This is a genomic window from Microbacterium sp. oral taxon 186 str. F0373, assembly GCF_000411455.1.
Taxonomy (GTDB): domain Bacteria; phylum Actinomycetota; class Actinomycetes; order Actinomycetales; family Microbacteriaceae; genus Microbacterium.
In genome coordinates this window covers 96,136-122,335 of record NZ_KE150457.1, presented here as the reverse complement: position 1 = coordinate 122,335, position 26,200 = coordinate 96,136, and the positions used below count along the sequence as shown (strand labels likewise).

The following is a 26,200-nucleotide window of genomic DNA, read 5'->3' as shown; positions in this document are numbered from 1 at the left end:
CTCCCGCGACGCCGGCGGCTCCCGCCGCTCCGGCTGCTCCCGCGGCTCCCGCGGCCGCTGAGGCGGCACCCGCCGCACCGGCGACCCCTGGCGCCAGCGCCCCGCAGGCACCGCGTCCGGGCGGTGCACCGCGACCGGGCAACAACCCCTTCTCGTCCGCGCAGGGCATGGGGCAGCGCCCCGCCGGCCCGCGTCCGGGCAACAATCCCTTCGCGTCCGCGCAGGGCATGGGCCAGCGCCCGACGCCGGGCAACATCCCGCGTCCGCAGGCCCCTCGCCCCGGCGCGCCGCGTCCGGGTGCCCCGCGTCCCGGTGGCGCCGGTCGGCCCGGCGGCGGTGGCCGTCCGGGTGCACCGTTCCAGCAGCGTCCCGGTGGTCCGGGTCGTCCCGGTGGTGCCGGTGGATTCCAGCGCCCCGGCGGCACGGGCGGACCGGGAGCTCCCGGCGGTTTCGCGGGTCGTCCTGCCGGTGGCGGCGGTCGTGGCCGTGGTCCCGGCGGCGGCACCGCGGGTGCCTTCGGTAAGGGTGGCGGCAAGAGCAAGCAGCGTAAGTCGCGTCGTGCGAAGCGGCAGGAATTCGAGATGCGGTCGGCGCCCGTCGTCGGCGGCGTCAACGTCCAGAAGGGCAACGGCGAGATCATTCGCCTGCGCCGCGGTGCATCCATCGCCGACTTCGCGGACAAGCTCGAGGCCCTGCGCGGTTACACCGTGCAGCCCGGAACGCTCGTGACGATCCTCTTCAACCTCGGCGAGATGGCCACGGCGACGGAGTCGCTTGACGAGGCCACGTTCGAGGTGCTCGGTGCCGAGCTCGGTTACAAGATCCAGATGGTCTCGCCCGAGGACGAGGACAAGGAGCTCCTGGAGGGCTTCGGTCTCGACCTCGAGGCCGAGCTGGAGGCGGAGAGCGAGGACGACCTCGAGATCCGGCCTCCGGTGGTGACCGTCATGGGTCACGTCGACCACGGTAAGACGCGACTGCTCGATGCGATCCGCCAGACCAACGTGGTCGCGGGCGAAGCCGGTGGCATCACCCAGCACATCGGTGCCTACCAGGTGTGGACCGAGCACGAAGGCATCGAGCGCGCCATCACCTTCATCGACACCCCCGGTCACGAGGCGTTCACCGCCATGCGTGCCCGTGGTGCGCAGGTCACCGACATCGCGATCCTCGTGGTCGCCGCCGACGACGGCATCATGCCCCAGACGGTGGAAGCCCTCAACCACGCGCAGGCCGCAGGCGTGCCGATCGTGGTCGCGGTGAACAAGGTCGACAAGCCCGACGCGAATCCCGCGAAGGTGCGCCAGCAGCTCACCGAGTACGGGCTGGTCGCCGAGGAGTACGGCGGGGACGTCATGTTCGTCGACGTGTCGGCGCGTCAGGGCACGAACATCCAGGCGCTTCTGGATGCCGTCCTGCTGACGGCCGACGCCGGGCTCGACCTCACGGCGAACCCGAACAAGGCCGCCCGCGGTGTCGCGATCGAAGCGAAGCTCGACAAGGGCCGTGGTTCGGTGGCGACGGTGCTCATCCAGTCCGGAACGCTCCGCGTCGGCGATGCGATCGTGGCGGGAACGGCCTACGGCCGCGTCCGCGCAATGATCGACGAGAACGGCGACGCGGTCGACGAGGCCTACCCGTCGCGTCCCGTCCAGGTTCAGGGTCTGAACTCGGTGCCCCGCGCAGGCGACGTCTTCATCGTCACCGAGGAAGACCGCCTGGCTCGCCAGATCGCCGAGAAGCGCGAGGCCGCCGAGCGCAACGCCCAGCTGGCCAAGGCCCGCAAGCGCATCTCGCTCGAGGACTTCACCCGTGCTCTCGAAGAGGGCAAGGTCGAGTCGCTCAACCTCATTATCAAGGGCGACGTCTCCGGTGCCGTCGAGGCGCTGGAAGAGTCGCTGCTGAAGATCGAGGTCGACGACAGCGTCCAGCTGCGCATCATCCACCGCGGCGTCGGCGCGATCACCGAGTCGGACATCAACCTCGCCACGATCGACAACGCGATCGTGATCGGCTTCAACGTCCGTCCCGACACCAAGGCCCGCGAGCGCGCCGCCCGCGAGGGCGTGGACGTGCGCTTCTACTCGGTCATCTACAACGCGATCGACGACGTCGAGCAGTCGCTCAAGGGCCTGCTCAAGCCGGAGTTCGAAGAGGTGCAGTCGGGTGTCGCCGAGATCCGCGAGGTGTTCCGCTCCTCGAAGTTCGGCAACATCGCCGGTGTCATCGTGCGCTCGGGAACGATCACGCGCAATGCCAAGGCTCGCGTGATCCGCGACGGCGTCGTGCTGGCCGACGGCCTGGCCATCGAGTCGCTGCGCCGCTTCAAGGACGACGTCACCGAGGTCCGCACCGACTTCGAGGCCGGTATCGGACTGGGCAAGTACAACGACATCCAGGTCGGCGACGAGATCGAGACGACCGAGATGGTGGAGAAGCCGCGCGGCTGATCCTTCCTGTTCGGCTGCGGCTGCGCCGGTCGCGCCGCGGAGACAAGAGCGGGGCCCCTACCCCGATTGTCTCCGCGGCGCGACCGGCTCCGCCTCCGCCGACCTCCCGGCTTCGCCGGGCGCAGAAAGAGGTAAAGAGATGTCGAACGAACGGCAGGCGAGACTCGCCGACCGCATCCGCGTGCTCATCGCCGAGCGGCTCGAGAAGGGGCTGCGCGACCCGCGCCTCGGCTTCGTGACGATCACCGACGTGCGCGTCACCGGTGACCTGCAGCACGCTTCGGTGTTCTACACGGTGTACGGCGACGACCAGGCGCGCGAAGACTCCGCCGCTGCGCTCAAGGCCGCGACCGGCATGCTGCGCAGCGAGGTGGGCAAGCGTCTCGGCATCCGTCTCACCCCGTCGCTGGAGTTCATCCCCGACGCGCTTCCCGAGAACGCGGGGCACATCGCGCAGCTGCTGCGCGAGGCGCAGGAGCGCGATGCGGCCGTGGCAGGGCTTGCGGCCGGGGCCGCGTACGCGGGCGATGCCGACCCGTACGTCAAGCCGCGTGAGGACGACGACGAGGACTGAGCCTCATCGCTGCGGCCTCACTGCGGCAGGCGCAGGTTGCCGTCGACGACCTCGACGAGTCCGTCGACGATGAGCGAGTCGATCGCACGATCACGCTGCGCGGGAGTCGGCCAGTCGGCGACGACGTCGTCGGCGGGCAGCGCATGTGACGGCGCCGCGCGCAGGGCGTGCAGCACCGCTCCGCGAGCCTGACGGTCGCTGCCCTCGTAGGCAGCCTGCTTGCGGCGCAGATCGCCGGTGTCGGGGTAGCCGGCGGCACGCCAGGCGCAGAGCGCGGAGATCGGACACACGTCGCATCGCGCTGCACGCGCGGTGCACACGAGCGCGCCGAGCTCCATCATGGCGGCGTTCATGATCGCGGCATCCTGATCGTCGCGCGGAAGCAGCGCCGTCATCGCCGCCAGATCACCGCGAGCCGGCGGTCCCGGCTGAGAGCGTCCATCGACGGCCCGCGCGATGACGCGCCGGGTGTTCGTGTCGACCACCGGGTGACGCTCGCCGTAGGCGAATACGGCGACGGCCCGCGCCGTGTAGTCGCCGATGCCCGTCAGGGCGAGAAGGGCCTCGACCTCACGCGGCACGACCCCGTCGTGACGGTCGCGGATCTCCACCGCGGCGCGGTGCAGCCACAGCGCCCGTCGCGGGTAGCCGAGGTTCGCCCACTGTGCGACGGCCGCGGCGGGCGGATCGTCGGCCAGAGACGTGGGTGTCGGCCACCGCGTCAGCCAGGCTTCGAGCATGGGGATCACGCGTGTCACGGGCGTCTGCTGCAGCATGAACTCGCTCACGAGCACGCCCCAGGCCCCGAATCCCTCCGCGCGCCAGGGTAGATCGCGGGCGTTGTCGCGGTACCAGGCGATGAGCGGCGTCGCGAGGTCGGGCATCGCACCAGCCTACGGTCGCCGACGCGTTGCGTATTCAGTCTCCGCACGATCGCGGCATCCGCGCGCCTGCGAGTTCTCGACGATCCGCCTTCTGCCGCGGCAGCGCGGACTGAAGACGGAACCGGTCGGACGGCAGGGGAGAAGAGGCGAGGCAGACCGGGCCGCAGCGTGGCGCGGGGCCACACTGTGACGCGGGGCGCTGCGGTGCGCGGGGACACGGCGAGACGTGGCGCCGCGCCTAGGCTGGAGCAATGCCCGCTTCTCTGCTTGCCCCCAACGGCGTCCTCCTCGTGGACAAGCCGCAGGCGATCACGAGCCACGATGTGGTCGCACGGGCGCGCCGCGCCCTGAACACCCGCAAGATCGGACACGCCGGCACACTCGACCCGATGGCCACCGGGCTACTCATCCTGGGGGTCGGACCGGCGACCCGCCTGCTCACCTTCATCGTCGGGCTCGGCAAGACATACGAGGCCACCGTGCTGCTGGGCGTTGCGACCGACTCCGACGACGCGGACGGCATCGAGACCGCGTGGGCGGATGCCGAGGCCCTCGCGGCCGTGACCGACGAGCGCATCGCCGCCGGCATCGCGGCGCTCACGGGCGAGATCGATCAGGTTCCGAGCACCGTGTCGGCGATCAAGGTCGCCGGCAGACGCGCCTACGACCTCGCCCGAGCGGGAGAGAGCGTCGAGCTGGCAGCCCGCCGGGTGACGGTCGATCGCTTCGACGTCGTCCGCCGCCGCGACACCGCCGAAGGGCGCATCGAACTCGACGTCGTCGTCGATTGCTCCAGCGGCACGTACATCCGCGCCCTGGCGCGCGATCTCGGCGCCGCTCTGGGAGTCGGCGGCCACCTGACGGCGCTGCGGCGCACGCGCATCGGCGCGTTCGAGGTGAGCGACGCCGTCTCCGAGATCGCTGCGGACGCGCCGCTGCTGTCGCCGGCGCAGGTCGCGGCATCCGTGCTCGGTGCCCTCCCCGTCACTGCGGACGAAGCGCGCGACCTCCGTCACGGCAAACGTCTGGTCGGCGCGGCACCGCGGCTGGAGGGGGCGATGTCACCGACGCCGGCGGCGATCGATCCCGACGGCCGGCTCGTCGGGATCGTCGAGCGACGCGGTGCCGACATCAAGAGCGCGATGAACATGGCGGAGGACGCATGATCGAGTGGTTCGCCATCGTGCAAGTCGCCGTCGCCGTCGTGGCGGGACTCGTCGCGATCATCCTCGGACTCGCCGGCCGTCGACCGAGCGATCTCACGGTCGGCGCGATGGCGCTGATCCTGCTGCTCCTGCTCGCCCAGGTGGTCGTCGCGATCGTCGCCCCCCTCGTCGGCAACCCGCCGGCCGGCAGCGCACTGGAGTTCTGGGTCTACCTCGTCTCGGCGGTGCTCATCCCCCCGGCATCCGTCATCTGGGCGCTCATCGAACGCAGCCGCTGGAGCACGGTGATCATGGGCATCGCTGCGCTGTCGGTCGCGGTCATGGTGTGGCGCATGCAGGTCATCTGGACCACCGCGGGCATGTGAGGCCGCCGCTGCGGCGGAGGTGGGCGCCTATCATTGACAGGTCATGACTGCGCCACACACCGACGCCGCCGCCCCGACCCGGATGACGGGAATCGGGCGCGTGCTCGTCGTCGTCTACGCGGTCATGGCGCTGGCGGCGACCGGACGCTCGTTCGTTCAGATCGTGCAGGACTTCGCCGCCGCGCCGCTCGCGTACACGCTCTCTGCGCTCGCGGCGGTCGTCTACGTGCTCGCTACCGTGGCCCTCGTCAAGTCGGACAGCCGCCGGTGGTACCTCGTGGCCTGGGTGGCGATCTGCTTCGAGCTGGCAGGCGTGCTCATCGTCGGAACACTCAGCCTCACGCATCCCGAGCTCTTCCTCCACGACGCGACCGTCTGGTCGGGCTATGGCTTCGGCTACTTCTGGGTGCCGCTCGTGCTGCCGTTCGTCGGCCTGTGGTGGCTGCGCAGCGGAGGCCGTGAGCGCGCGGAAGAGGCGGATGCCGCGGCAGCCGCGTCCGATGGCGAGGGCCTGGGCGCCGTGCGCACCGAGGGGAGCTCCAGCTGGTGATCGTCTTTCACGACCCCGCGGAGGTGCCGGCCGGGTTCGGCCCCAGCGTCGTTGCGATCGGCAAGTTCGACGGCGTGCACTCCGGACATCGTGCGGTGATCGACCGTGCGCGTGTCGCCGCGGAGGATGCCGGGGCACGGGTGGTGGCCGTCACGTTCGATCGCAACCCCTTGAGCCTGCTGCGCCCCGAACTGTGCCCGCAGCCCGTGTGCAGCCTCCCGCAGAAGCTCGACCTGCTCGCCGCCGCCGGGGTCGACGCCACCCTCGTGCTCCGCTTCGATGAGGCGCTGGCCTCTCTCGATCCCCGTGCCTTCGTCGAGCACGTGCTCGTCGGCCTGGGAGTGGTCAACGTGATGGTCGGCGACGACTTCCGCTTCGGCAACGGGGGAGCGGGTGATCCCGACACCCTGGTGCGTCTGGGGGCGGAGTACGGCTTCCACGTCGATGTCGTCGGGGACGTGCAGGGCGGAGGCCGCCGCGTGTCGTCCACGTGGGTGCGGGATCTGCTCGCGGCGGGCGACGTCGAGGGCGCCGCGCGCCTGCTGGGACGTCCGCACGCGGTGCAGGGCGAGGTCGTGCACGGCCTCAAGCGCGGCCGCGAGCTCGGCTACCCGACCGCGAACCTGTCACCCGAGGCGCAGGGTTTCATCCCGGCCGATGGCGTGTATGCCGGTTGGCTCGTCGACCTCGGCACCGACGGTGCGACGGTGACGACCCGGTACCCGGCGGCGATCTCGGTGGGGACCAATCCGACGTTCGACGATGTTCCGACGCGCCAGGTCGAGGCGTACGTGCTGGATGAGACGGGGCTCGACCTCTACGGGCATCGCGTGCAGATCCGGTTCACGAACCGCATCCGCGGCATGGTCGCCTTCGAGGGGATCGAGGCGCTCATCGCCCAGATGGACGACGACGTCACCCGGGTGCGCACCGCGCTCGGCTGAGCCGCGCGCACCCGATCGGGATCAGTACGACGAGGTGTCGACGGCGCCCGATGCCTGCTCTCCGGCATCCACGCGGCGAGCCTCGCCGAGGATGACGGCGCTGCCGCTGGTGCCGAGTCGGGTTGCCCCGGCGGCGAGCATCGCGAGGGCATCGGCGTAGCTGCGCACCCCTCCGGAGGCCTTCACCTGCACGCGCGGGCCGACGCTGGCGCGCATGAGCTCGACATGGGGGACGGTCGCCCCGCCACCGGCGAAGCCCGTGGAGGTCTTGACGAAGTCGGCGCCCCCGGCCTCGGTCAGCCGACTGCCGCGGGCGATCTGCTCGTCGTCCAGGAGCGAGGTCTCGAGGATGACCTTCGTCACCTTGCCGGCTGCGGCCGCGACCACCGCCTGGATGTCGGCGACGACGGCGTCGTCGAAGCCCGAGCGCAGGGCGCCGATGTTGATCACCATGTCGAACTCGACCGCGCCGTCGGCGAGGGCCTGGCGGACCTCGGCGACCTTCGCGGCGCTGGAGGTGGTGCCGTGCGGAAAGCCGATGACGGTGCCGACGTTGACGCCGGTGCCCGCCAGACGCTCGACGGCGTGCGCGATGTCGCTCGGGCGGACGCACACGCTGAACACGCGCCATTCGGCGGCGATGTCGAGTTCGGCGTCGACATCGGCGCGCGTCAGCTCGGGCTTCAGGATGGCGTGATCGATCGTCGCGGCAAGGTCGCGTTCGGTGATGCTGGACATGTCCCCAGCCTACGCCAGCACGGTGCGGGAATACCCCAGGGGGGTATCATGGTTGTCATCGACAGTCGACGCGGATCCGCCCCGTCGGCGAAAGGAGTTCACCATGTCCACGCACACCTACGCCGTCGAGGGGATGACCTGCGCTCACTGCGCAGGGGCGGTCACCCGTGAGGTCCGGAAGGTCGACGGCGTGACCGATGTCGCCGTCGACGTCACCGAGGGCACGCTCACCGTCACCGTCGAGGGCGCCGCGCCGGATGACGAGATCGCCGCCGCCGTCGACGAGGCCGGTTACGCGGTCGTCGCACGCTGACGCAGGGGAAGGAGATCATGGAGACGACCACGTCGGACGCCGAGCCGCAGGCAGAGGCGGTGCTGGAGATCGAGGGCATGACCTGCGCGAGCTGCGTCGCGCGCGTCGAGAAGCGGCTGGAGCGGATCGACGGCGTCTCGGCATCCGTGAATCTCGCGACCGAGTCCGCGCGGGTGCACTACCCGAGTGGCCTCGACGCCGCGGCTCTCATCGCCGCGGTGCGCGAGGCGGGGTATGACGCCCGCGTGCGCGAGCGCGGCGGGCACGCACACGAAGGGGCGCACGCCTCGGCGGCGGGAGCGCACGACGAGCACGCCTCGCAGGGGGGTCATGTCCATGATGTGGAGGACCGGCCGGGCGCGACTCCGCTAATGACCCGACTGTGGGTGAGTACGGCGCTCGCCGTTCCGGTCGTCGTGCTGGGCATGATTCCCGCGTGGCAGTTCCCGGGCTGGCAGTGGGTCTCGTTCGTGCTGGCGGTGCCGGTCGTGGTGTGGGGTGGATGGCCTTTCCACCGCGCGACGATCGCGAATGCACGCCACGGCGCGATGACGATGGACACGCTGATCACACTCGGCACGGGAGCGGCGACGCTGTGGAGCGTCTGGGCGCTGTTGTTCGGAACCGCCGGACGGCTCGACATGCGCCACGAGGGAGGCATGTTCGCTCCTGTCCACGACCCCTCCTCGTTGGTGTACTTCGAGGTCGCCGCGGTGGTGACGGTGTTCCTCCTGCTCGGGCGTGTGATCGAGCAGCGTTCGAAGCGCACCGCCGGCGCAGCCGTGCGGGCGCTCATGGAACTGTCCGCTCGGGACGTCGAGCTCGAGGACGGACGCCGCGTGCCGATCGAGATGCTCCGCGTCGGGGACGCCTTCGTCGTGCGCCCGGGGGAGAAGGTCGCGACCGACGGCGTCGTCCGCAGCGGACAGGCGTCGATCGACGAGAGCATGATCACGGGGGAGTCCGTGCCCATCGACGTGGAGGCCGGATCCGCCGTGACCGGCGGAACGATCGCCGCCGATGGCCGCCTCGTCGTGGAGGCGACCTCGGTCGGTGACGACACCCGCCTTGCCCGGATGGCTCGGCTCATCGAAGACGCGCAAGCCGGAAAGAGTCGCGTCCAGCGCCTGGCCGATCGCATCTCGGGGATCTTCGTTCCCGTGGTCATCGGCCTCTCCCTCCTCACGCTGCTCGTGTGGCTGCTGGTGGGAGGATTCACCGGCGAAGCGCTCGCCTCGGGCTTCACTGCCGCCGTCGCGGTGCTCATCATCGCCTGCCCGTGCGCCCTCGGGCTGGCGACGCCCATCGCGATCCTCGTCGGCACCGGACGCGGTGCACAACTGGGCGTCTTGATCACAGGCCCCGAAGCGCTCGAAGCCGCCGACAGGATCGACACCGTGATCCTCGACAAGACCGGTACCGTCACCGAGGGGGCGATGACGGTCGACGCCGTCACGCCGATCGGCGGAGCCGACATCACCATGGTGCGACTTCTTGTCGGCTCGCTGGAGGGGGCGTCCGAGCATCCCGTCGCGCGCGCCGTCGCAGCGCTCGCCGAGCACCCTCGGGAGGTCAGCGACTTCGCCGGGCGTGCCGGGCTCGGCGTGACCGGTGTCGTCGACGGTCACCGCGTGTTCGCGGGTCGACCGGCGTTCGCCCTCGATCAGGCCGCCGCGTCCGACCCGGAGCGGGCCGCTGCGGTGGAGGACGCCGTCGATCTCGCTCAGCGAGGCGGTGCGACCGCGATCGTCGCCGGGTGGGACGGCCGTATCAACGCTGTCATCGCCGTCGCCGACACCGTTCGTCACGACAGCGCTCAGACGGTCACGGCGCTGCGGGAGATGGGCCTCGAGGTCGTGCTGTTGACCGGTGACAACGCGGGCGCCGCGCGGGCGGTCGCGGGCGCCGTCGGCATCCAGGAGGTCATCGCCGGCGTGCTCCCGGAAGGCAAGGTCGCCGAGGTCGAGCGGCTGCGTGCCGCCGGACACCGGGTCGCCATGGTGGGCGACGGTGTCAACGACGCGGCCGCGCTGGCGACCGCCGATCTCGGCATCGCGATGGGGTCGGGGACGGATGCCGCGATGCATGCGAGCGACATCGCGGTCACCGGCAGCGGCTTGTCGCCGGTGCTCACCGCGATCAGCCTCAGCCGGCGCACCATGCGCATCATCCGCGGCAACCTGTTCTGGGCCTTCGCGTACAACGTCGCCGCCCTGCCGTTGGCAGCGCTCGGCGTGCTCAATCCGATGATCGCCGGCGCGGCCATGGCCTTCTCGAGCGTCTTCGTCGTCCTCAACAGTCTGCGGCTGCGCCGCTGACCCGCTCGTCATTCCCGCGAGCCGCCACGTTCTTCGCGAGCCGCCACCATTCGTGCGTCCGAATCGTGGCGGCTCGTCCGAAATGTGGCGGCTCGCGGCAGTGGGGGAGGGCGCGCTAGACTGAGCGGGAGGTCCGCGCCGTTCGTCGCCGCAGCTCGCAGAAGCGAGTACCCGCAGCCGAAGGATCCGCACCTCGCGCCACCCCGCGGCGACCGCTGCGGAACGACTGACCGGTCATCCGACCGGACCCACGCCGGTCTTCCGGCGCTTCACGCTCAGGAGGAGCATGCCGACCACGGCATCCACTGCCACCGCGTCACGCCGACGCGGCTCGTCCCATCGCGGCTCGTCCGCACGGCGCGACGACGACGCCCCGCTGATCCCGATCCTCGCCCGCAAAGTGCGCGAGGTCGAGGCGAAGGCCCAGAAGGGCAAGCTCGGCCCGACCAACCGTGTCAAGTTCCAGGTCATCGCCTTCCTCGTCCGCGAGGAGCGCGCGCGCGTCAAGGCCGACGAGACCGTGCCCACCGCTGCGCGTGCCGAGCTGCTCAAGCGCCTCGACGGCGTCGCGACGATCCTCGCCAAGACCGCGGCTCGCGACACCTCGCTGATCCAGCTGCTCGAGGTCGACCAGGCCACCTCGCCGGTCGCCAAGCGCATGCGCCGCGACTGGCTCCTCGAGTCGGGGGCGGAGCTGCCCGATGACGAGCTCATCATCACCGATGCCGCGCCCGCCGCTCAGGGCTGGGGACAGACTCCCGTCGTGCCCGCGGCGCTCGCCGAGCGCCAGGTCGTGCCGCCGCAGATCGAGGCGCGCCGTGAGGCGAACCCGTTCCTGGCTCCCGACGTGGCACTGCGCGCACCGGCATCCACCGCGCGCCGCCGCCTCGACGGCTGGGAGCTGATGGGGCCGCTGTACAAGGCGTTCGAGACGGGCGCCGGAGGCGCGAGCGCGTCGATGGAGCTTCCCCCCGTGCCCGAGTTCGACCGGCTCTCGCCCAAGGGGCTCGAGATCATGCCGCACCAGTCGCGGTTCCTCGAGGCGGTCCGGGCGGGTCACCGCTCCTTCCTGCTGGCCGACGAGCCGGGCCTGGGCAAGACCGCACAGTCGGTGCTCGCCGCCTCCGTCGCCGACGCGTACCCGCTTCTGGCGGTCGTTCCCAATGTCGTCAAGATGAACTGGGCGCGCGAGGTCGAGCGCTGGACCCCGCAGCGTCGCGCGACCGTCATCCACGGCGACGGCGACACCGTCGACGCCTTCGCCGACGTCTTCATCGTCAACTACGAGGTGCTCGACCGGCACCTGTCCTGGCTCGGCTCACTCGGTGTGAAGGGCATGGTCGTCGACGAGGCCCACTTCATCAAGAACCTCACGTCGCAGCGTTCCCAGAACGTGCTGGCGCTGGGTGGGCGCATCCGCGAGCAGGTGCGAAGCCCGCTGATGCTCGCGCTCACCGGAACGCCCCTGATCAACGACGTCGAAGACTTCGACGCGATCTGGCGCTTCCTCGGCTGGACCAACGGCGAGAAGCCGGGGCCCGAGCTCATGGAGAAGCTCGACGCGACGGGATTCACGCCGGCCGACAAGGCGTTCTACCCCGAGGCGCGCGACGCCGTGATCTCGATGGGCATCGTCCGTCGAAAGAAGAAGGACGTCGCGGCCGATCTTCCCGACAAGCTCGTCGCCGACCTGCCGGTGGAACTCGACGACGAGTTCGGACGCTCCATCCGCGAAGCGGAGCGTGAGCTCGGATCGCGCCTGGCGGCCAAGTACCGCCGCATCATCGAGGCGCGCGGCGACAAGGTGCTCATCGGCGAGGTCGACGACGACATCGTCCGCCTCGTCGCGCACGGTGAACTCGAAGACGCGAAGGCGTCGGCCGCCGGCGCGGACAACGTCTTCACGATGGTCCGCAAGATCGGTCAGGCCAAGGCCCATCTCGCCGCCGACTATGCCGTGCAGCTGCAGCGCTCGGTCGGCAAGGTGGTCTTCTTCGCGAAGCACATCGACGTCATGGATGCCGCAGAGGCGCACTTCGCGGCATCCGGCCTTCGGACGATCTCCATCCGCGGCGATCAGACGACCACCGCCCGCCAGCAGGCGATCGACGCCTTCAACACCGACCCCGGTGTGGCGATCGCCGTGTGCTCGCTGACGGCGGCCGGCGTCGGACTGAACATGCAGGCGGCATCCAACGTCGTGCTCGCCGAGCTCTCGTGGACCGCCGCCGAGCAGACGCAGGCCATCGATCGGGTGCACCGCATCGGCCAGGACGAGCCCGTCACCGCGTGGCGCATCATCGCCGCACACACGATCGACACGAAGATCGCGGAGCTCATCGACTCCAAGCAGGGTCTTGCCCAGCGTGCCCTGGACGGCGCCCAGCTCGACCCCACCTCGAGCGATTCCGTGCAGCTGTCGGCGCTCATGCACCTGCTGCGCCAGGCGCTCAGCGCGGTCTGAGGCGGGCCGGGATTATCGACGGCGGATGCGGTGGCATCCGCCGTCGATACGGCGGTAGTGTCAAGGAGGCAGCGTCGCCGAATCACATCCCGAATCACCAAAGGATCTCCACATGAAGATCGGTATCCTCACCAGCGGCGGAGACTGCCCCGGACTGAACGCGGTCATCCGCGGCGTCGTCCTCAAGGGCACCACGAACTACAACATCGAGTTCGTCGGCATCCGTGACGGCTGGCGTGGCGTCGTCGACGGCGACTTCTTCCCGCTCACCCGCCACGAGGTCAAGGGCCTCTCGAAGGTCGGCGGCACCATCCTCGGCACGAGCCGCACCAACCCCTACGAGGGCCCCCGCGGCGGCGCCGAGAACATCGCGAAGACGCTCTACGGCCACCACATCGACGGGATCATCGCGATCGGCGGCGAGGGCACGCTCGCCGCGGCCAACCGGCTGTGGAACGACGGCATCAACGTCATGGGTGTGCCCAAGACCATCGACAACGACCTCCGGGCCACCGACTACTCCTTCGGCTTCGATACCGCCGTCAACATCGCCACCGACGCCATGGATCGCCTCCGCACCACCGGAGACTCGCACCAGCGCTGCATGGTCGCCGAGGTCATGGGTCGGCACGTGGGGTGGATCGCCCTGCACTCCGGCATCGCGGCCGGCGCGCACGTGATCTGCATCCCCGAGGTGCCCATGTCCATCACTGAGATCGCCGCGCAGGTGCAGAAGGCGCATGACCGGGGGCGCGCGCCCCTCGTCGTCGTGTCCGAGGGCTTCACGCTCACGGGTATGGACGAGGCCTTCAGCGACAAGGGGCTCGACGCCTTCAACCGTCCTCGCCTGGGCGGCATCAGCGAGGTTCTGGCGCCCGAGATCGAGCGTCTGACCGGTATCGAGACGCGTGCGACCGTGCTCGGTCACATCCAGCGCGGCGGCTCGCCCTCCGGCTTCGACCGGGTGCTCGCGACGCGCCTGGGTCTGCACGCCGCCGATTCCGTCTACGAGCAGGCCTGGGGTCAGATGGTCTCGCTGAAGGGCACCGACATCGTGCGGGTGCCTTTCGCCGAGGCGCTCGGCGAGCTGAACACGGTGCCGATCTACCGCTACGAAGAGGCCGCCGCGCTCTTCGGTTGAGTCCCGGTGCGGCGCCGCGCCCTGCGCCGCGCCGCCCGAGAACAGGCAATCGGCCCAGAACAGGCATCCGCGCTCCGCGCGCGCCTGTTCTGGGCCGATCGCCTCTTCTCGAAGCCTGATCGGAGCCTGAGGCGCCGTCTTCTCAACGGGCACGGTGCAGCCCTTGGGCGATCGCCAGCAGGACCGTCTCTCGGACGTAGGCGGCATCGAAAAGCACCTGCTGGTAGTCGAACCTGAGCACCGTGTAGCCGCGCAGGACCAACCGCGCATCCGCGCGCAGGTCACGGCGGCGATCTCGCCCCTGGTGGTGGGCGAAGCCGTCGAGCTGCACCGCGAGGCGTGCGCCGATCAGTCCGTCGAGCGGATGGCCGTCGATCCACACCTGCTGGCGCACCGCGATACCGCTGGAGCGCATGAGAGCGGCGAATGCCGTCTCGATACCCGAGTCCGACAAGGAACCCGACACCTCCGCCAACTCGGCCGCTCGCGTCGAACGCCACTGCACGCGGGCGAGGACCTCGGCATCCACCGCGCCGGTGCGCAGCGCCGACTCCCACACCGCGAGCGCGTCGCCCCGCGGGAGGCAGCGGGCGACGTGGAACATCACGTTCAGAACGTGCTCGTGCGGGTCGGTCCGGTGCAACGGCACCGGCGCCCGCGCGCGGTGCAGGCGGATGCCGTCATCCGCGCGGGCTGACGAGGAATGCGCGACCGCGACGTGCGGCAGGGAGGGGGCACGTGGGACCCAGAGGCCGCGGCGAGCGGCCGCGCTGACGCAGGTGAGACGGCCGCCGACCTCGGCCGCGGCGATGACCGCGGCATCCGCCTCGGGGATGGTGAGCCACGAGCGCCGCACCCGGACGACGGAGCCGGCTGCGACCGCGCCCGCGATCCGGTGCGTGGAGAAGCCGGCGTCGTGGAGCGCACTGCTGTGGGCGACGCCGCCCCGCGCCCGCAGCCAGTCGTCGATCCCCGTCACCCTCGAACTCTCACCGAACTCCGGTGCAGGCGGGACGTCAGCACGGGCTTGTGTGGCTCTTCGCAGTTGAGGGTGTAGCCCGGGACCGCCGGCTGGTTCGCGGATGGGCGTCGAGGTCTTCCAGGATGGAAGTTCTCACGCTCACCATCCGCCGGAAGACCTCGACTTGCACCACCCTACGTTCGCGACCCCTGACCTGACCACGTTCTGCCGTCTTGACGAGCTCGGCCTTCAAGCCGTCGGGCAGCTGCTCGAGCCTGATCGGGCGGTGCTGGAGTGCCGCGTCGTCGAGGACGACCCGTGGTGTCGGAAGTGCGGCGCGGAGGGCGTGCCGCGTGACACGGTGACGCGGCCGCTGGCGCATGAGCCGTTCGGGCATCGGCCGACGACGCTGCTGGTCCGGGTGCGCCGCTACCGGTGCACGCACTGCCGCCGGACCTGGCGGCAGGACACGTCGAAGGCGGCGGCGCCGAGGGCGAAGATCTCCCGCGGCGGGATCGGGTGGGCACTCACGGCGATCGTGGTCGACCACCTCACCGTCTCCCGCGCCGCAGCAGGGCTCGGGGTGTCGTGGCATACCGCGAACACCGCGATCATCGCCGAAGGCAAGCGTCGCCTGATCGACGACCCGGCGAGGTTCGACGGGGTCACCACGATCGGTGTCGACGAGCACGTCTGGCGTCACACACGGTTTGGCGAGAAGTACGTGACCGTGATCATCGACCTCACCCCCGCGAGGAACAAGACGGGCCCGGCCAGGCTGCTGGACATGGTCGAGGGCCGCTCGAAGCAGGTGTTCAAGGAGTGGCTCGCCGCCCGGCCTGCGGAGTGGTCGAGCCGGATCGAGGTGGTCGCGATGGACGGGTTCTCCGGGTTCAAGACCGCCGCGGCCGAAGAGCTCCCCGACGCGGTCCCGGTGATGGACCCGTTCCATGTCGTCCGTCTCGCGGGCGACGCGCTGGACCGCTGCCGGCAGAGGGTTCAGCAGGACACTCTCGGGCACCGCGGTCACGCCGGCGACCCGCTCTACGGGGTCCGCCGCACCCTCCACACCGGCGCGAGCTTCCTCACCGAGAAGCAGACCGCGCGGCTCGACGCGGTGTTCGCCGCCGAGGAGCACGTCGAGGTCGAAGCGACCTGGGGCATCTACCAGCGCATCGTCGCCGCCTACCGCGAACCCGACAAGAACAAGGCGAAGGAGATGATGCGGGCGGTGATTGACTCTGTCAGCAACGGCGTTCCCGCGCTGCTCAAAGAGGTCCGTCGCCTCGGCCGCACGCTGAAGCAGCGCGCCGCGGACATCCTCGCGTTCTTCGACCGCCCCGGAACGAGCAACGGCCCAACGGAGGCCATCAACGGCCGGCTCGAGCACCTTCGCGGCTCCGCCCTCGGCTTCCGCAACCTCACCCACTACATCGCGAGATCACTGCTCGAAGCCGGAGGCTTCAGACCCGCGCTACACCCCTAATTCCGAAGAGCCGCTTTTGTGTACACGTGCCGGTTGCGCGCGACGGGGGAGGAGGAGTCGCGCCGCCCCGCCGCAGGCGATCGGCCGGGCAGAGGCAGATCCAGCCGATTTCCGCCTGTTTCCGGCGATTCGCCTGTTCTCGGCGAGCCGCGGCCCGCGGCGCGCGGCCCGCGGCGCGCGGCGCGCGGCGGGTGACCGCGGTGCGGTGCGCGTGCCCGGCCGGCCGGCCGAGTCAGTCCTCGGCGAGGCCCAGCACGTCCAGCAGCCAGGCGAGCTCGAAGGCGCGCTGCTGCCAGGAGTTGTAGCGCCCCGAGACGCCGCCGTGGCCGGCGACCATCTCGCACTTGAGCAGCGCGTCGGCGCCGACCTCGCGCAGTCGCGCCACCCACTTGGCGGGTTCGACGTAGTAGACGCGGGTGTCGTTGAGGGAGGTGGTCGCGAGGATCCGCGGATACGTCACGGCCTCGCGCACGTTCTCGTACGGTGTGTACGACTTCATGTAGGCGTAGACCTCGGCGTCGTGCAGCGGATCGCCCCACTCGTCCCACTCGATCACCGTCAGCGGGAGCGAGGGGTCGAGGATGGTCGTCAGGGCATCGACGAAGGGGACGTCCGCGAGGATGCCGGCGAACAGCTCGGGGGCGAGGTTCGCGACCGCGCCCATCAGTAGGCCGCCCGCCGAGCCGCCCTCCGCGACCAGGCGATCCGGTGCGGTGACGCCGGTGTCCACCAGGTGGCGCGCGACCGCGACGAAGTCGGTGAAGGTGTTGCGCTTGTGCTGCAGCTTGCCGTCCTCGTACCACTGGCGCCCGAGTTCGCCCCCGCCGCGCACGTGCGCGACGGCGAAGACGACGCCGCGATCGAGCATGGACAGACGCGCGACGGAGAATCCCGGTTCGATGGAGTGCTCGTACGACCCGTACCCGTACAGGTGCACCGGGCGCGGGCCATCCCCCGGCTCGCCGAAGGATCGCTTCCACACGATCGAGACGGGCACGCGGGTGCCGTCGGATGCCGTGACCCACTCGCGCCGCTGACCGTAGGCCGACGGATCGTAGCCGCCGAGCACCGGCTGGCGCTTGCGCAGGTGCAGCTGTCGCGCCGCCACGTCGTAGTCGTACACGGTTCCCGGCGTGAGGAACGAGCCGTAGCCGAGCCGCACCACCGGCGGGGCCCATTCCGGATTGCCGCCGGCTCCGGCGGTGTAGAGGTCCTCCTCGAAGCCGAGCTCGTCGACGCTGCCGGTGGCGTAGTCCAGGATTCCCATTCGCGACAGGCCGTCGCGGCGGTACGACACGACCCCCCAGTCGCGGAAGGCCGACACATCGAGCACGCGGCGCCCGGGAGTGTGGGCCAGCACGACGTCGCGTTCACCCTGCGGATCGGATGCCGCGACGCGCACCAGCTCGAAATCGAGCGCGCCGTCGTTGTGCACGATGTAGAGCACGTCCTCGCCGCCGACGACGGCATGCGTGGCGGAGTACTCGACTCCCTCCCGACGCGGCCAGATCGATCGCGGCTCTGAGCGAAGATCGGTCGCCTCGACGAGGTACTCCTCGGTCGTGATCGAGGATCCCACCTCGATCACCAGGTACTTCTCGCTGCGGGTGAAGCCGGCGCCCACCCAGTACCGTTCGTCCGGCTCGTGGAACAGGCGCGCGTCGGCAGCGGCGTCGGTGCCGACCTCGTGCAGCCACACGGTGTCGGGTCGCCACGCGTCGTCGACCGTCGTATAGATCACGTACCGCCCGTCGGGGGAGAACGACGCCCCCGCGGAGGTGTTCTCGATGACGTCGGAGAGATCCTCTCCGGTGGTGAGGTCGCGCACACGCAGCGTGTAGCGCTCGTCGCCCTCCACATCGACGCCGTAGAGCAGTCGAGAGCCGTCCGTGGAGACGTCGAAGCTGCCCAGGGAGAAGAACTCATGACCGTCGGCTTCGACGTTGCTGTCGAGCAGCACGCTCTCGCCCTCCACGTCGACCCCCGGGGTCAGGACGGGCGGCGTCCAATCATCCGGGCCGGCCAGGGGCGCACGGCACTGGATGCCGTACTGCTTACCCTCGACGGTGCGCCCGTAGTACCACCACGCGCCCTGGCGCGTCGGCACGGACAGATCGGTCTCGAGGGTGCGGGCCTTGATCTCGTCGAAGATCCGCTGGCGCAGGCCTGCCAGGTGCGCCGTCCTCTGCTCGGTGAACGCGTTCTCGGCCTCGAGGTGCGCGATGACCTCGGCATCCTCCTTCGCCCGGAGCCACTCGTAATCGTCGCGCACCTCGTCGCCATGATGACGACGCAGCGTCGGACGCGCGGGGGCGACGGGGGCGGACAGCGGCGTGGAGGACGGCTCTCGGGTCACCGTTCCACGCTAATCCACGCTCGGCGTGTCGGGGTGGGCTCCCCGTTCTGTGCGGGGTCGCGGATGTGGGAGTATTTCTGTGGTCCGGTTGCCGGAGTATGAAACCACGGTGAACTCTTCGTTCGCATCGCCGATTCCGTCGGCTCCCTTCCTGTGAATCCCGACGAAAGCGAACTGTGGAAACCGCTGCCCTCATCGTCGTGCTGGTGATCGCGCTGGCGCTGTTCTTCGACTTCACGAACGGCTTCCACGACACCGCGAACGCGATGGCCACCCCGATCGCGACCGGGGCGCTCAAGCCCAAGGTCGCCGTCCTGCTCGCCGCGAGTCTCAATCTCGTCGGCGCCTTCCTGTCCACGGAGGTGTCGAAGACGATCTCGCACGGCATCATCCGCGAGGACCAGATCGAACCGCTCGCGTTCCTGCCGATCATCTTCGCCGGCCTGATCGGTGCGATCACCTGGAACATGCTGACGTGGCTGCTGGGCCTGCCCTCGAGCTCCTCGCATGCCCTGTTCGGCGGCCTCATTGGAGCGACGCTCGTCGGTGCCACCGCGTCCGCCATCGATTTCGGCATGGTGTTGAGCAAGGTCGTCCTGCCGGCCCTGATCGCTCCGTTCACGGCCGGCGTCATCGCCTTCCTGGCGACGCGGCTCGCCTACGCGATGACACGTCGCTACGACAACAAGCCCGATGGCCGCGACGGATTCCGCTGGGGTCAGATCTTCACGTCCTCCCTCGTCGCCCTCGCTCACGGCACGAACGATGCGCAGAAGACGATGGGCGTCATCACCCTCGCGCTGATCATGGCGGGCTGGCAGAGCGGTGCCCACGCCGATCCGCAGCTGTGGGTGATCCTCGCCTGTGCGCTCACGATCGCGCTCGGCACCTACATGGGCGGCTGGCGCATCATCCGTACGCTCGGCAAGGGCCTGACCGACGTGAAGCCCGCGCAGGGTTTCTCCGCAGAGACCTCCACGGCGGCGACCATTCTCGCCTCCAGCGCCCTCGGCTTCGCGCTGTCGACGACGCAGGTCGCCTCGGGGTCGGTCATCGGCTCCGGACTCGGCCGTCGCGGCTCGAAAGTGCGCTGGCGCACCGTCGGGCGCATCGCCGTGGGATGGGTGCTGACGCTGCCCGCCTCGGCCGCCGTCGGTGCCTTCGCCGCACTGCTGGTCGTCTGGTTCGGAGGCGCCGGCATCGTCATCGACGCGGTGCTCGCCGTCGCGATCATCGTGGCTCTGTTCCTGCGCTCGCGCCGCACGCACGTCGACTCGTCGAATGCGATGAGCGAGGTCGCGGACTCGGGGCTCGCGGTCAAGGTCAAGCGCAACCCGCCGCCCACGCGTCGTCAGCGGGCGCTCCTGCGCGCCGAGCGCGCGCAGCAGAAGGCGGACCGGGCGAAGGAGCGGGCGAAGAACACGGCACCCCGTGGAAAGAACTCGGCCGCCGCGAAGCCTTCGCCCGAGAAGCCGACGGACAGATCCACTGCCGAGAAGTCCGGTGCTGAGAAGACGGGGGAGCGCTGATGGGTATCAGCATCGACTGGTTCGCCTTCGTCCAAGTCTTCGCCGCCGCGTTGATCGGTGCGCTGCTCGTCGTCGGCTTCTACGCGGTCGGTCTTCGGCTGCTGGTGCGCGGCGGGCGGGCGCCCATCGTCGCTCCCGCCGAGTTCACCGACGCGATCACCGTGATCAGCGAGAAGGAGGCTCGCCGCGCGGCCAAAGCCGCGGCGAAGGCGGCGAAGAAGAGCCCCCTGACCGACGGGCAGAAGCGTCTCGCGCGGATCGGCGCGTACCTGTCGTTCGCGCTGTGTGGTCTCGCGGTGCTCGCTGGGCTCTCGCTGATCGTCCTGCGCTGATCGTCCCGCGCTGCACCCGCAACGCCCGTGTGCGCAGCCTGTGCCGCGGCGGCGGCGGCGCCTAGGCTGGCTTCATGGCCCCCGCCTCGTTCTCGTTCGGCATCCATCCGCCCGCCCAGCGCGTGATCGTCCATCTCAGCGACACGCATCTGTTGGCCGGAAACCGGCCCCTCGGCGGCCGCTACGACACCGCCGCGAACCTCACCGCGACGCTGGCGGCCCTCGAGCGCACGGGTGTCCGACCGGACGCCGTCGTCTTCACGGGAGACCTGACCGACCTGGGTGAGCCGGAGGCCTATGCCGCACTGCGTGCGCAGGTCGAGCCCGTCGCCGCGCGTCTGGGTGCACCGATCGTGTGGGTCGCGGGCAATCACGATGAGCGTCCGGCGCTCCGGGAGGGGTTGCTCGATGAGCCGCCGAGCCTCGAACCCGTCACCGGTGTGTGGGATCTCGGCGGGTTGCGACTGATCGCTCTGGACTCCTCCGTGCCGGGCTGGCACCACGGCGACCTGGATGCCGCGCAGCTCGACTGGCTCCGCGGCATCCTCGCCGAGCCGGCGCCGCGGGGCACCGTGCTGGCCCTGCATCATCCCCCGCTGCCCAGCCACATCCCGTTCTTCGACATCCTCGAACTTCGCCATCAGAGCGAGTTCGAGCAGGCGCTCGCCGGCAGCGACGTGCGCGCCATCCTCGCCGGCCACCTCCACTACGCGACGGCGGGAACCTTCGCCGGCATCCCGGTCAGCGTCGCATCGGCGACCTGCTACACGATGAATCTCCAGCGGCCGCCGCAGGAGGTCAACGGCATGGACGGCGGGCAGTCCTTCCATCTCGTGCACGTCTACGACGACACCATCACGCACAGCGTCGTGCCGGTCGGCGAGGCGGAGACCGCCGACGTCTTCAGCGAGGAGTGGACGCGCGCGATGGCCGCACTCAGCCCCGAGGAACGGCTCGAGGCGTTCTCCCGCAAGCGGTGACGCGTCCGCCGTGCCGTCGGCGGCTTGACTTCGAGTGCACTCGAAGTTCTACCGTGGGGGCATGACACTCCTCCACGAAGGCGTCTCGATCGCCGAGGCGGCCGACGCCACCGGCGTGTCCACGCACACCCTGCGCTACTACGAGCGCGAGGGCCTGATGCTGGCGCCGATCGACCGAGCATCCTCTTCGCACCGGCGGTACACCGAGACGGACATCGCCTGGGTGCGCTTTCTGACCCGGCTGCGTCTTACGGGCATGCCGATCGCCGGCATCCGCCGCTACACCGAGCTGGTGCGCGTGGGGGAGTCCACCGTGCCCGAGCGCCGGGAGCTGCTCGTCGCCCATCGCGAACGTGTGCGCGCACAGCTCGACGAGATCACCGCGAGCCTGCGGGCCATCGACCACAAGATCGACATCTACGACAAGGAGATCTCACTCTCATGAAGACCACCACTCTGGGAACCTCGACGCCCATCGAGGTCAGCCGCATCGGTCTCGGGCTGATGGGCATCAGTGCCTTCTACACGGGAGCGGGCCAGGACGACGCGGACGGTGCGCGCACGATCCTCGGTGCCCTCGACCGCGGCGTCACTTTCCTCGACACCGCGGAGATGTACGGCCCGTACACGAACGAGGAGCTCCTCGGGAAGACCCTGGCGGATGCCGGGCGTCGCGACGAGGCCGTCATTGCCACCAAGTTCGGCACGATCCGGCACACGGCGGGTGACGAGCGCGGGCTGGACGGCACGCCGGCCAACATCCGCCTGGCGGTGGAGGGATCGCTGCGCCGGCTGCGCACCGACCGCATCGACATCTACTACCAGCACCGGATGGACCCCGCGACGCCCATCGAGGACACGGTCGGCGCGCTGGCCGAGCTCGTCGCCGAAGGCAAGATCCGCGGCTACGGCCTCTCGGAGGCCTCGGTCGCGACGATCCGTCGCGCGCACGCGGTCCATCCCGTGACCGCGGTGCAGACCGAGTACTCGCTGTGGACGCGCGACCCCGAGACGGAGCTGCTGCCGGCCTTGACCGAGCTGGGCATCGGCTTCGTGCCCTACTCGCCGCTCGGCCGTGGGTTCCTCACCGGGACGATCCGCTCGCTCGACGTGCTCGACGACGACGATTTCCGCAAGAGCAACCCGCGTTTCGCCGACGGGGCGTTCCAGGCCAACCTCGCGATCGTCGACGAGGTGGAGCAGATCGCGCGGGATGCCGGGGCCACTCCGGCCCAGGTCGCGCTCGCGTGGCTGCTCGCGCAGGGCGAGCACATCGCGCCCATCCCCGGTACGCGCAAGCTTGCGCGCGTCGAGGAGAACATCGGTGCGGTCGATCTCGTGCTGACCTCGGACCAGCTCGCCGCGCTCGGCGCGGTCACGGTTCCGGTGGGGGAGCGGTACGCCGACATGTCCACGGTCAACCGCTGACGGGGCGGGTGCCCTCCCCCGCGGCTCTCGTGCCGCGGCGGAGGGCACCGGCATACCCGGTGTACGCCGTGTACACCGGAAACGCATCGACGCCGCGGGTAGGCTCGACCCCGACCACCCGAGGCGACGACCCAAAAGGACTGCACTCATGGCATTCGACGCAACGATGCGCACCGAAACCGACTCCCTGGGATCGATGGAGATCCCCGCCGATGCCTACTGGGGCATCCACACCGCACGTGCACTGGAGAACTTCCCGATCTCCATGCGGCCCATCTCCGTCTACAAGGACCTCGTGACCGCGCTCGCGATGGTCAAGCAGGCCTCCGCCCGAGCGAACCTCGAGATCGGGGTGCTGGACGCCGAGCGTGCCGACCTCATCGACCGGGCCTCGCAGCGCGTCATCGACGGCGAGTTCCACGATCAGTTCGTCGTGGGCGTCGTCCAGGGCGGCGCCGGCACCTCCACCAACATGAACGCGAACGAGGTCATCACCAACATCGCGCTCGAGCTCGCGGGACGTCCCAAGGGCGACTACGCGTACCTCTCGCCGATCGATCACACCAACCGCTCGCAGTCGACCAACGATGTCTACCCGACCGCGGTGAAGGTGGGGCTCAGCCTCGATCTGAAGACCCTGCTGGAGGAACTGGACCTGCTGCGCCAGTCGTTCCTCGCGAAGGCCGTCGAGTTCCACGACATCCTCAAGATCGGGCGGACCCAGCTCCAGGATGCCGTGCCGATGACCCTCGGCCAGGAGTTCCACGGTTTCGCGACGACCCTCGGCTACGACCACCAGCGCCTCACCGAGAACGCCTACCTCCTGTTCGAGATCAACATGGGCGCCACCGCGATCGGCACGGGTATCACGACGCACCCCGGCTATGCGCCCGCCGTCCTGCGACACCTCCGCGAGATCACGGGCTTGGACCTTGCCACCGCAGACGACCTGGTCGAAGCGACGAGCGACACCGGCTCGTTCATGTCGTTCTCCTCGACCCTGAAGCGCAACGCCATCAAGCTCTCGAAGATCGCCAACGATCTGCGGCTGCTCTCCAGCGGACCGCAGGCCGGGCTCGGCGAGATCAATCTTCCGGCCCGTCAAGCCGGATCCAGCATCATGCCCGGCAAGGTGAATCCGGTCATCCCCGAGGTCGTCAATCAGGTCGCGTTCTCCGTAGCCGGTGCCGACCTCACCGTCACGATGGCCGTCGAAGGGGGGCAGCTGCAGCTGAACGCCTTCGAGCCGATCATCGCCCACTCGATCTTCCAGTCGATCACATGGATGCGACGCGCCATGCGCACCTTCCGCATCAACTGCGTCGACGGCATCACCGCGAACCGCGAGCGTCTCGGCGCCATGGTCGGCTCCTCGGTCGGAGTCGTCACGGCCCTCACTCCGTTCATCGGCTATGCGGCGTCGGCGGCTCTCGCCAAGACCGCGCTGCTGACCCACCGCAACGTCGGCGACCTCGTCGTCGAAGCGGGGCTCATGACCCGTGATGAGGTCGACAAGCAGCTCTCCCCGGCGCGTCTGTCGGGCCTCGAAGCGATCACGCAGGCCATTCCCGTCGTGCAGCCTGCCGAGAATCTCGTCGAGAGCTGAGGGGCGCAACCCTTTGCGCGAGAAGCGTGCGGGCCGATAGCGTCGCTGTCAGCAACGCGCCGCACCGGCCGACCGAGGAGAGACGCATGACCGACCCCACCCAGCCCCCTGTGAATCCGCAGACTCCGCCGCCGGCCGCACCGCCGGTCGCACCCCCGGCGTATCAGCAGCCCGGCTACCCCGCAGCTCCCGCCTACAATGGCGGCCCTGCCGCCACCGGCACTGTTCCCGGACGCACGCTCGGCATCGTCGCCCTCGTCCTCGCCATCGTCCCTGTGGGACTGCAGCTGATCGGCCTCATCCTCGGCATCGTCGCCCTCGTGCAGTCCAAGAAGGCCGGCGCGAAGAACGGCATGGCGGTCGCCGCCATCATCGTCAGCTCCGTGCTGATCGTGATCGGCATCATCATCGGCATCGTCGTCGCGGTCGTGTTCGCCAACACGGCCGGCGACCTCATCCAGTTCTGCGCCAACAACCCGAGCGGGGTGTACGAGCTCAACGGCAAGACCATCACCTGCAACGGCGGCTGAGTCGCCCGCAGACGACGCCCCGGTGTCCGCCGACGCGGATCACCGGGGCGTCGTGCGTTCAGTCCAGAATGCGGCAGTGAGTGGTGAGCTCACCGATGCCGTCGATACCCACTGTCACGATCGAGCGGTCGCGCAGGAAGATCTGCGGATCGCGAGAATACCCCGCTCCTCCCGGGCTGCCGGTCGAGATCAGGGTCCCCGGCAGCAGTGTCGCCGACTGCGACAGATGCGTGATCAGCGTCGCCACCGAGCGAATCATCTGTCCCGTCGAGGCGTCCTGCACGGTCTGGCCGTCGACGACCGCCCAGATGTGCAGGTCCTGCGGATCGGCGATCTCGTCGGCGGTGACGACGAAGGGGCCGTTCGGGGTGAAGCCGTCGAACGACTTGCAGCGTGACCACTGCGCCTCCGAGAACTGGATGTCGCGCGCGGTGATGTCGTTGACCACCGTGTACCCCCAGACATGGGACAGCGCGTCCTCCGCGGCGACGTCCTTGGCGGGCGTACCGATCACGACCCCGAGTTCCGATTCGTAGTCGACCGACTCGCTGAGCGATCGCGGCCACGAGGTCGTGGCGTCGTGTCCGGACAGCGAGTTCGGCCAGAGGACGAAGACCGTCGGAGCGGTGTCGGCTTTGAGGCCGAGCTCGCTGGAGTGCGCCGCGTAGTTCAAACCGACGGCCAGGACGATGGGCGGCGCGTCGACGGCGGGGCCGAATGTCAGGCCGTCCAGAGGGATGCCGTCGGCACCGCGGGCAGCCTCGCGCACGCGGGCGAGGAGCTCGTCGCCCCCCTCGATCAGGGCCTGCAGCGTGCGCGGAGCCGCCTCGAACAGGGCCGCCACGGGGGCGATCCGTCCGGGTGCGACCACGACGACCAGCTGCGGATCGTCCGTTTCGGGTAGGAGGACGTGGGCGAAACGCATCCCTCCAGGGTAGTGCGGGGCGATGAACTCCGCAGGTTTTGGTGATTTCGGTCACCGCGCATCTGCCGTACAGATTCTGCCCACACACAGACTCAGCGCCCGGTGCCGCGGCGATGCCTGCGTGTCTCCCGGGCGCTGAGTTGGCCTGGACTCATTGTGT

23 protein-coding genes are annotated in these 26,200 nt (G+C 69.8%); 18 read left to right on the top strand and 5 right to left on the bottom strand.

Annotation, left to right across the window (positions count from 1 at the left end; translation table 11 throughout):
• Both infB and rbfA read left to right on the top strand, forming a co-directional pair.
• A partial coding sequence (gene infB, locus HMPREF1529_RS00570; protein WP_016463289.1) for a translation initiation factor IF-2 occupies positions 1 to 2,450 on the top strand: 2,450 nt, incomplete at its 5' end.
• Positions 2,451 to 2,589: 139 nt separating this feature from the next.
• Positions 2,590 to 3,024, top strand: a complete 435-nt coding sequence (rbfA, locus tag HMPREF1529_RS00565) for a 30S ribosome-binding factor RbfA (protein WP_016463288.1) — start codon at positions 2,590 to 2,592, stop codon at positions 3,022 to 3,024.
• Positions 3,025 to 3,041: 17 nt separating this feature from the next.
• On the opposite strand, the gene HMPREF1529_RS00560 is transcribed toward rbfA, so the two are convergent.
• The gene (locus HMPREF1529_RS00560; protein ID WP_016463287.1) at positions 3,042 to 3,908 is read right to left on the bottom strand and encodes an A/G-specific adenine glycosylase; all 867 of its coding nucleotides are present in this window, start codon (positions 3,906 to 3,908) and stop codon (positions 3,042 to 3,044) included.
• 251 nt (positions 3,909 to 4,159) lie between these two features.
• On the opposite strand from HMPREF1529_RS00560, the gene truB reads away from it, so the two are divergent.
• Genes truB through HMPREF1529_RS00540 form a run of 4 tightly spaced genes read left to right on the top strand, consistent with a single transcriptional unit; the run spans position 4,160 to position 6,933 of the window.
• Positions 4,160 to 5,074: a tRNA pseudouridine(55) synthase TruB gene (gene truB, locus HMPREF1529_RS00555; RefSeq protein ID WP_016463286.1), complete on the top strand. Its 915-nt coding sequence runs from the start codon at positions 4,160 to 4,162 to the stop codon at positions 5,072 to 5,074.
• The gene (locus HMPREF1529_RS00550; RefSeq protein WP_005048732.1) at positions 5,071 to 5,439 is read left to right on the top strand and encodes a hypothetical protein; all 369 of its coding nucleotides are present in this window, start codon (positions 5,071 to 5,073) and stop codon (positions 5,437 to 5,439) included. The genes truB and HMPREF1529_RS00550 overlap by 4 nt, the downstream gene beginning before the upstream one ends.
• Positions 5,440 to 5,482: 43 nt before the next feature.
• Positions 5,483 to 5,989: a hypothetical protein gene (locus HMPREF1529_RS00545; protein WP_005048735.1), complete on the top strand. Its 507-nt coding sequence runs from the start codon at positions 5,483 to 5,485 to the stop codon at positions 5,987 to 5,989.
• A complete protein-coding gene (locus HMPREF1529_RS00540; RefSeq protein WP_005048737.1) occupies positions 5,986 to 6,933 on the top strand; it encodes a bifunctional riboflavin kinase/FAD synthetase in 948 nt (315 codons plus the stop codon). The genes HMPREF1529_RS00545 and HMPREF1529_RS00540 overlap by 4 nt, the downstream gene beginning before the upstream one ends.
• Before the next feature lie 21 nt (positions 6,934 to 6,954).
• Here the strand turns inward: HMPREF1529_RS00540 and deoC are convergent, their stop codons facing one another.
• Positions 6,955 to 7,671: a deoxyribose-phosphate aldolase gene (deoC, locus tag HMPREF1529_RS00535; RefSeq protein ID WP_005048739.1), complete on the bottom strand. Its 717-nt coding sequence runs from the start codon at positions 7,669 to 7,671 to the stop codon at positions 6,955 to 6,957.
• Between the two features lie 103 nt (positions 7,672 to 7,774).
• On the opposite strand from deoC, the gene HMPREF1529_RS00530 reads away from it, so the two are divergent.
• The 4 genes from HMPREF1529_RS00530 (at position 7,775) to HMPREF1529_RS00515 (ending at position 13,907) form a co-directional block, all read left to right on the top strand.
• Complete coding sequence (locus tag HMPREF1529_RS00530) at positions 7,775 to 7,984, top strand: heavy-metal-associated domain-containing protein (RefSeq protein WP_005048740.1); 210 nt, start codon at positions 7,775 to 7,777, stop codon at positions 7,982 to 7,984.
• Between the two features lie 17 nt (positions 7,985 to 8,001).
• Positions 8,002 to 10,302: a heavy metal translocating P-type ATPase gene (locus tag HMPREF1529_RS00525; protein WP_016463285.1), complete on the top strand. Its 2,301-nt coding sequence runs from the start codon at positions 8,002 to 8,004 to the stop codon at positions 10,300 to 10,302.
• 286 nt (positions 10,303 to 10,588) lie between these two features.
• Complete coding sequence (locus HMPREF1529_RS00520) at positions 10,589 to 12,766, top strand: DEAD/DEAH box helicase (protein WP_016463284.1); 2,178 nt, start codon at positions 10,589 to 10,591, stop codon at positions 12,764 to 12,766.
• A 112-nt stretch (positions 12,767 to 12,878) separates the two neighbouring features.
• Positions 12,879 to 13,907, top strand: coding sequence for a 6-phosphofructokinase (locus HMPREF1529_RS00515; protein ID WP_005048745.1), 1,029 nt, complete (start codon positions 12,879 to 12,881; stop codon positions 13,905 to 13,907).
• A gap of 142 nt (positions 13,908 to 14,049) precedes the next feature.
• On the opposite strand, the gene HMPREF1529_RS00510 is transcribed toward HMPREF1529_RS00515, so the two are convergent.
• Complete coding sequence (locus HMPREF1529_RS00510) at positions 14,050 to 14,886, bottom strand: DUF559 domain-containing protein (RefSeq protein WP_016463283.1); 837 nt, start codon at positions 14,884 to 14,886, stop codon at positions 14,050 to 14,052.
• Between the two features lie 166 nt (positions 14,887 to 15,052).
• On the opposite strand from HMPREF1529_RS00510, the gene HMPREF1529_RS00505 reads away from it, so the two are divergent.
• Positions 15,053 to 16,354 carry an ISL3 family transposase gene (locus HMPREF1529_RS00505; protein ID WP_016463282.1) on the top strand — a complete coding sequence of 434 codons (1,302 nt, stop codon included), beginning with the start codon at positions 15,053 to 15,055 and terminating at the stop codon, positions 16,352 to 16,354.
• A 232-nt stretch (positions 16,355 to 16,586) separates the two neighbouring features.
• Here HMPREF1529_RS00505 and HMPREF1529_RS00500 read toward each other — a convergent pair whose 3' ends face one another.
• Positions 16,587 to 18,710 carry a S9 family peptidase gene (locus HMPREF1529_RS00500; protein ID WP_016463281.1) on the bottom strand — a complete coding sequence of 708 codons (2,124 nt, stop codon included), beginning with the start codon at positions 18,708 to 18,710 and terminating at the stop codon, positions 16,587 to 16,589.
• Positions 18,711 to 18,886: 176 nt separating this feature from the next.
• Between HMPREF1529_RS00500 and HMPREF1529_RS00495 the strand changes: the two genes are divergently transcribed.
• The 7 genes from HMPREF1529_RS00495 (at position 18,887) to HMPREF1529_RS00465 (ending at position 25,115) form a co-directional block, all read left to right on the top strand.
• Positions 18,887 to 20,239, top strand: coding sequence for an inorganic phosphate transporter (locus HMPREF1529_RS00495; protein WP_016463280.1), 1,353 nt, complete (start codon positions 18,887 to 18,889; stop codon positions 20,237 to 20,239).
• Positions 20,239 to 20,571, top strand: coding sequence for a hypothetical protein (locus HMPREF1529_RS00490; RefSeq protein ID WP_005048753.1), 333 nt, complete (start codon positions 20,239 to 20,241; stop codon positions 20,569 to 20,571). The genes HMPREF1529_RS00495 and HMPREF1529_RS00490 overlap by 1 nt, the downstream gene beginning before the upstream one ends.
• A 74-nt stretch (positions 20,572 to 20,645) precedes the next feature.
• Entirely contained in the window at positions 20,646 to 21,551 is a 906-nt protein-coding gene (locus HMPREF1529_RS00485) for a phosphodiesterase (protein WP_016463279.1), read from the top strand.
• A gap of 61 nt (positions 21,552 to 21,612) precedes the next feature.
• Positions 21,613 to 21,996, top strand: a complete 384-nt coding sequence (locus HMPREF1529_RS00480; RefSeq protein ID WP_005048759.1) for a MerR family transcriptional regulator — start codon at positions 21,613 to 21,615, stop codon at positions 21,994 to 21,996.
• Complete coding sequence (locus HMPREF1529_RS00475; protein ID WP_005048760.1) at positions 21,993 to 22,979, top strand: aldo/keto reductase; 987 nt, start codon at positions 21,993 to 21,995, stop codon at positions 22,977 to 22,979. The genes HMPREF1529_RS00480 and HMPREF1529_RS00475 overlap by 4 nt, the downstream gene beginning before the upstream one ends.
• A gap of 148 nt (positions 22,980 to 23,127) precedes the next feature.
• On the top strand, positions 23,128 to 24,585 hold the full coding sequence (locus HMPREF1529_RS00470) for an aspartate ammonia-lyase (RefSeq protein WP_016463278.1): 1,458 nt from the start codon (positions 23,128 to 23,130) through the stop codon (positions 24,583 to 24,585).
• Positions 24,586 to 24,671: 86 nt separating this feature from the next.
• Entirely contained in the window at positions 24,672 to 25,115 is a 444-nt protein-coding gene (locus tag HMPREF1529_RS00465) for a DUF4190 domain-containing protein (protein WP_016463277.1), read from the top strand.
• A 58-nt stretch (positions 25,116 to 25,173) separates the two neighbouring features.
• On the opposite strand, the gene HMPREF1529_RS00460 is transcribed toward HMPREF1529_RS00465, so the two are convergent.
• Positions 25,174 to 26,040, bottom strand: a complete 867-nt coding sequence (locus HMPREF1529_RS00460; RefSeq protein ID WP_016463276.1) for a fumarylacetoacetate hydrolase family protein — start codon at positions 26,038 to 26,040, stop codon at positions 25,174 to 25,176.
• Positions 26,041 to 26,200 lie beyond the last annotated feature (160 nt).

Excerpts from the sequence above, each read along its gene's own strand:
- HMPREF1529_RS00525 (WP_016463285.1), top strand. The coding sequence starts at position 8,002 with ATGGAGACGACCACGTCGGACGCCGAGCCGCAGGCAGAGGCGGTGCTG.
- HMPREF1529_RS00465 (WP_016463277.1), top strand. The coding sequence starts at position 24,672 with ATGACCGACCCCACCCAGCCCCCTGTGAATCCGCAGACTCCGCCGCCG.
- rbfA (WP_016463288.1), top strand. The coding sequence starts at position 2,590 with ATGTCGAACGAACGGCAGGCGAGACTCGCCGACCGCATCCGCGTGCTC.
- HMPREF1529_RS00545 (WP_005048735.1), top strand. The coding sequence starts at position 5,483 with ATGACTGCGCCACACACCGACGCCGCCGCCCCGACCCGGATGACGGGA.
- HMPREF1529_RS00520 (WP_016463284.1), top strand. The coding sequence starts at position 10,589 with ATGCCGACCACGGCATCCACTGCCACCGCGTCACGCCGACGCGGCTCG.
- HMPREF1529_RS00480 (WP_005048759.1), top strand. The coding sequence starts at position 21,613 with ATGACACTCCTCCACGAAGGCGTCTCGATCGCCGAGGCGGCCGACGCC.
- HMPREF1529_RS00485 (WP_016463279.1), top strand. The coding sequence starts at position 20,646 with ATGGCCCCCGCCTCGTTCTCGTTCGGCATCCATCCGCCCGCCCAGCGC.
- HMPREF1529_RS00560 (WP_016463287.1), bottom strand. The coding sequence starts at position 3,908 with ATGCCCGACCTCGCGACGCCGCTCATCGCCTGGTACCGCGACAACGCC.
- HMPREF1529_RS00550 (WP_005048732.1), top strand. The coding sequence starts at position 5,071 with ATGATCGAGTGGTTCGCCATCGTGCAAGTCGCCGTCGCCGTCGTGGCG.
- HMPREF1529_RS00470 (WP_016463278.1), top strand. The coding sequence starts at position 23,128 with ATGGCATTCGACGCAACGATGCGCACCGAAACCGACTCCCTGGGATCG.
- HMPREF1529_RS00475 (WP_005048760.1), top strand. The coding sequence starts at position 21,993 with ATGAAGACCACCACTCTGGGAACCTCGACGCCCATCGAGGTCAGCCGC.
- deoC (WP_005048739.1), bottom strand. The coding sequence starts at position 7,671 with ATGTCCAGCATCACCGAACGCGACCTTGCCGCGACGATCGATCACGCC.
- HMPREF1529_RS00515 (WP_005048745.1), top strand. The coding sequence starts at position 12,879 with ATGAAGATCGGTATCCTCACCAGCGGCGGAGACTGCCCCGGACTGAAC.
- HMPREF1529_RS00460 (WP_016463276.1), bottom strand. The coding sequence starts at position 26,040 with ATGCGTTTCGCCCACGTCCTCCTACCCGAAACGGACGATCCGCAGCTG.
- HMPREF1529_RS00490 (WP_005048753.1), top strand. The coding sequence starts at position 20,239 with ATGGGTATCAGCATCGACTGGTTCGCCTTCGTCCAAGTCTTCGCCGCC.
- HMPREF1529_RS00530 (WP_005048740.1), top strand. The coding sequence starts at position 7,775 with ATGTCCACGCACACCTACGCCGTCGAGGGGATGACCTGCGCTCACTGC.
- truB (WP_016463286.1), top strand. The coding sequence starts at position 4,160 with ATGCCCGCTTCTCTGCTTGCCCCCAACGGCGTCCTCCTCGTGGACAAG.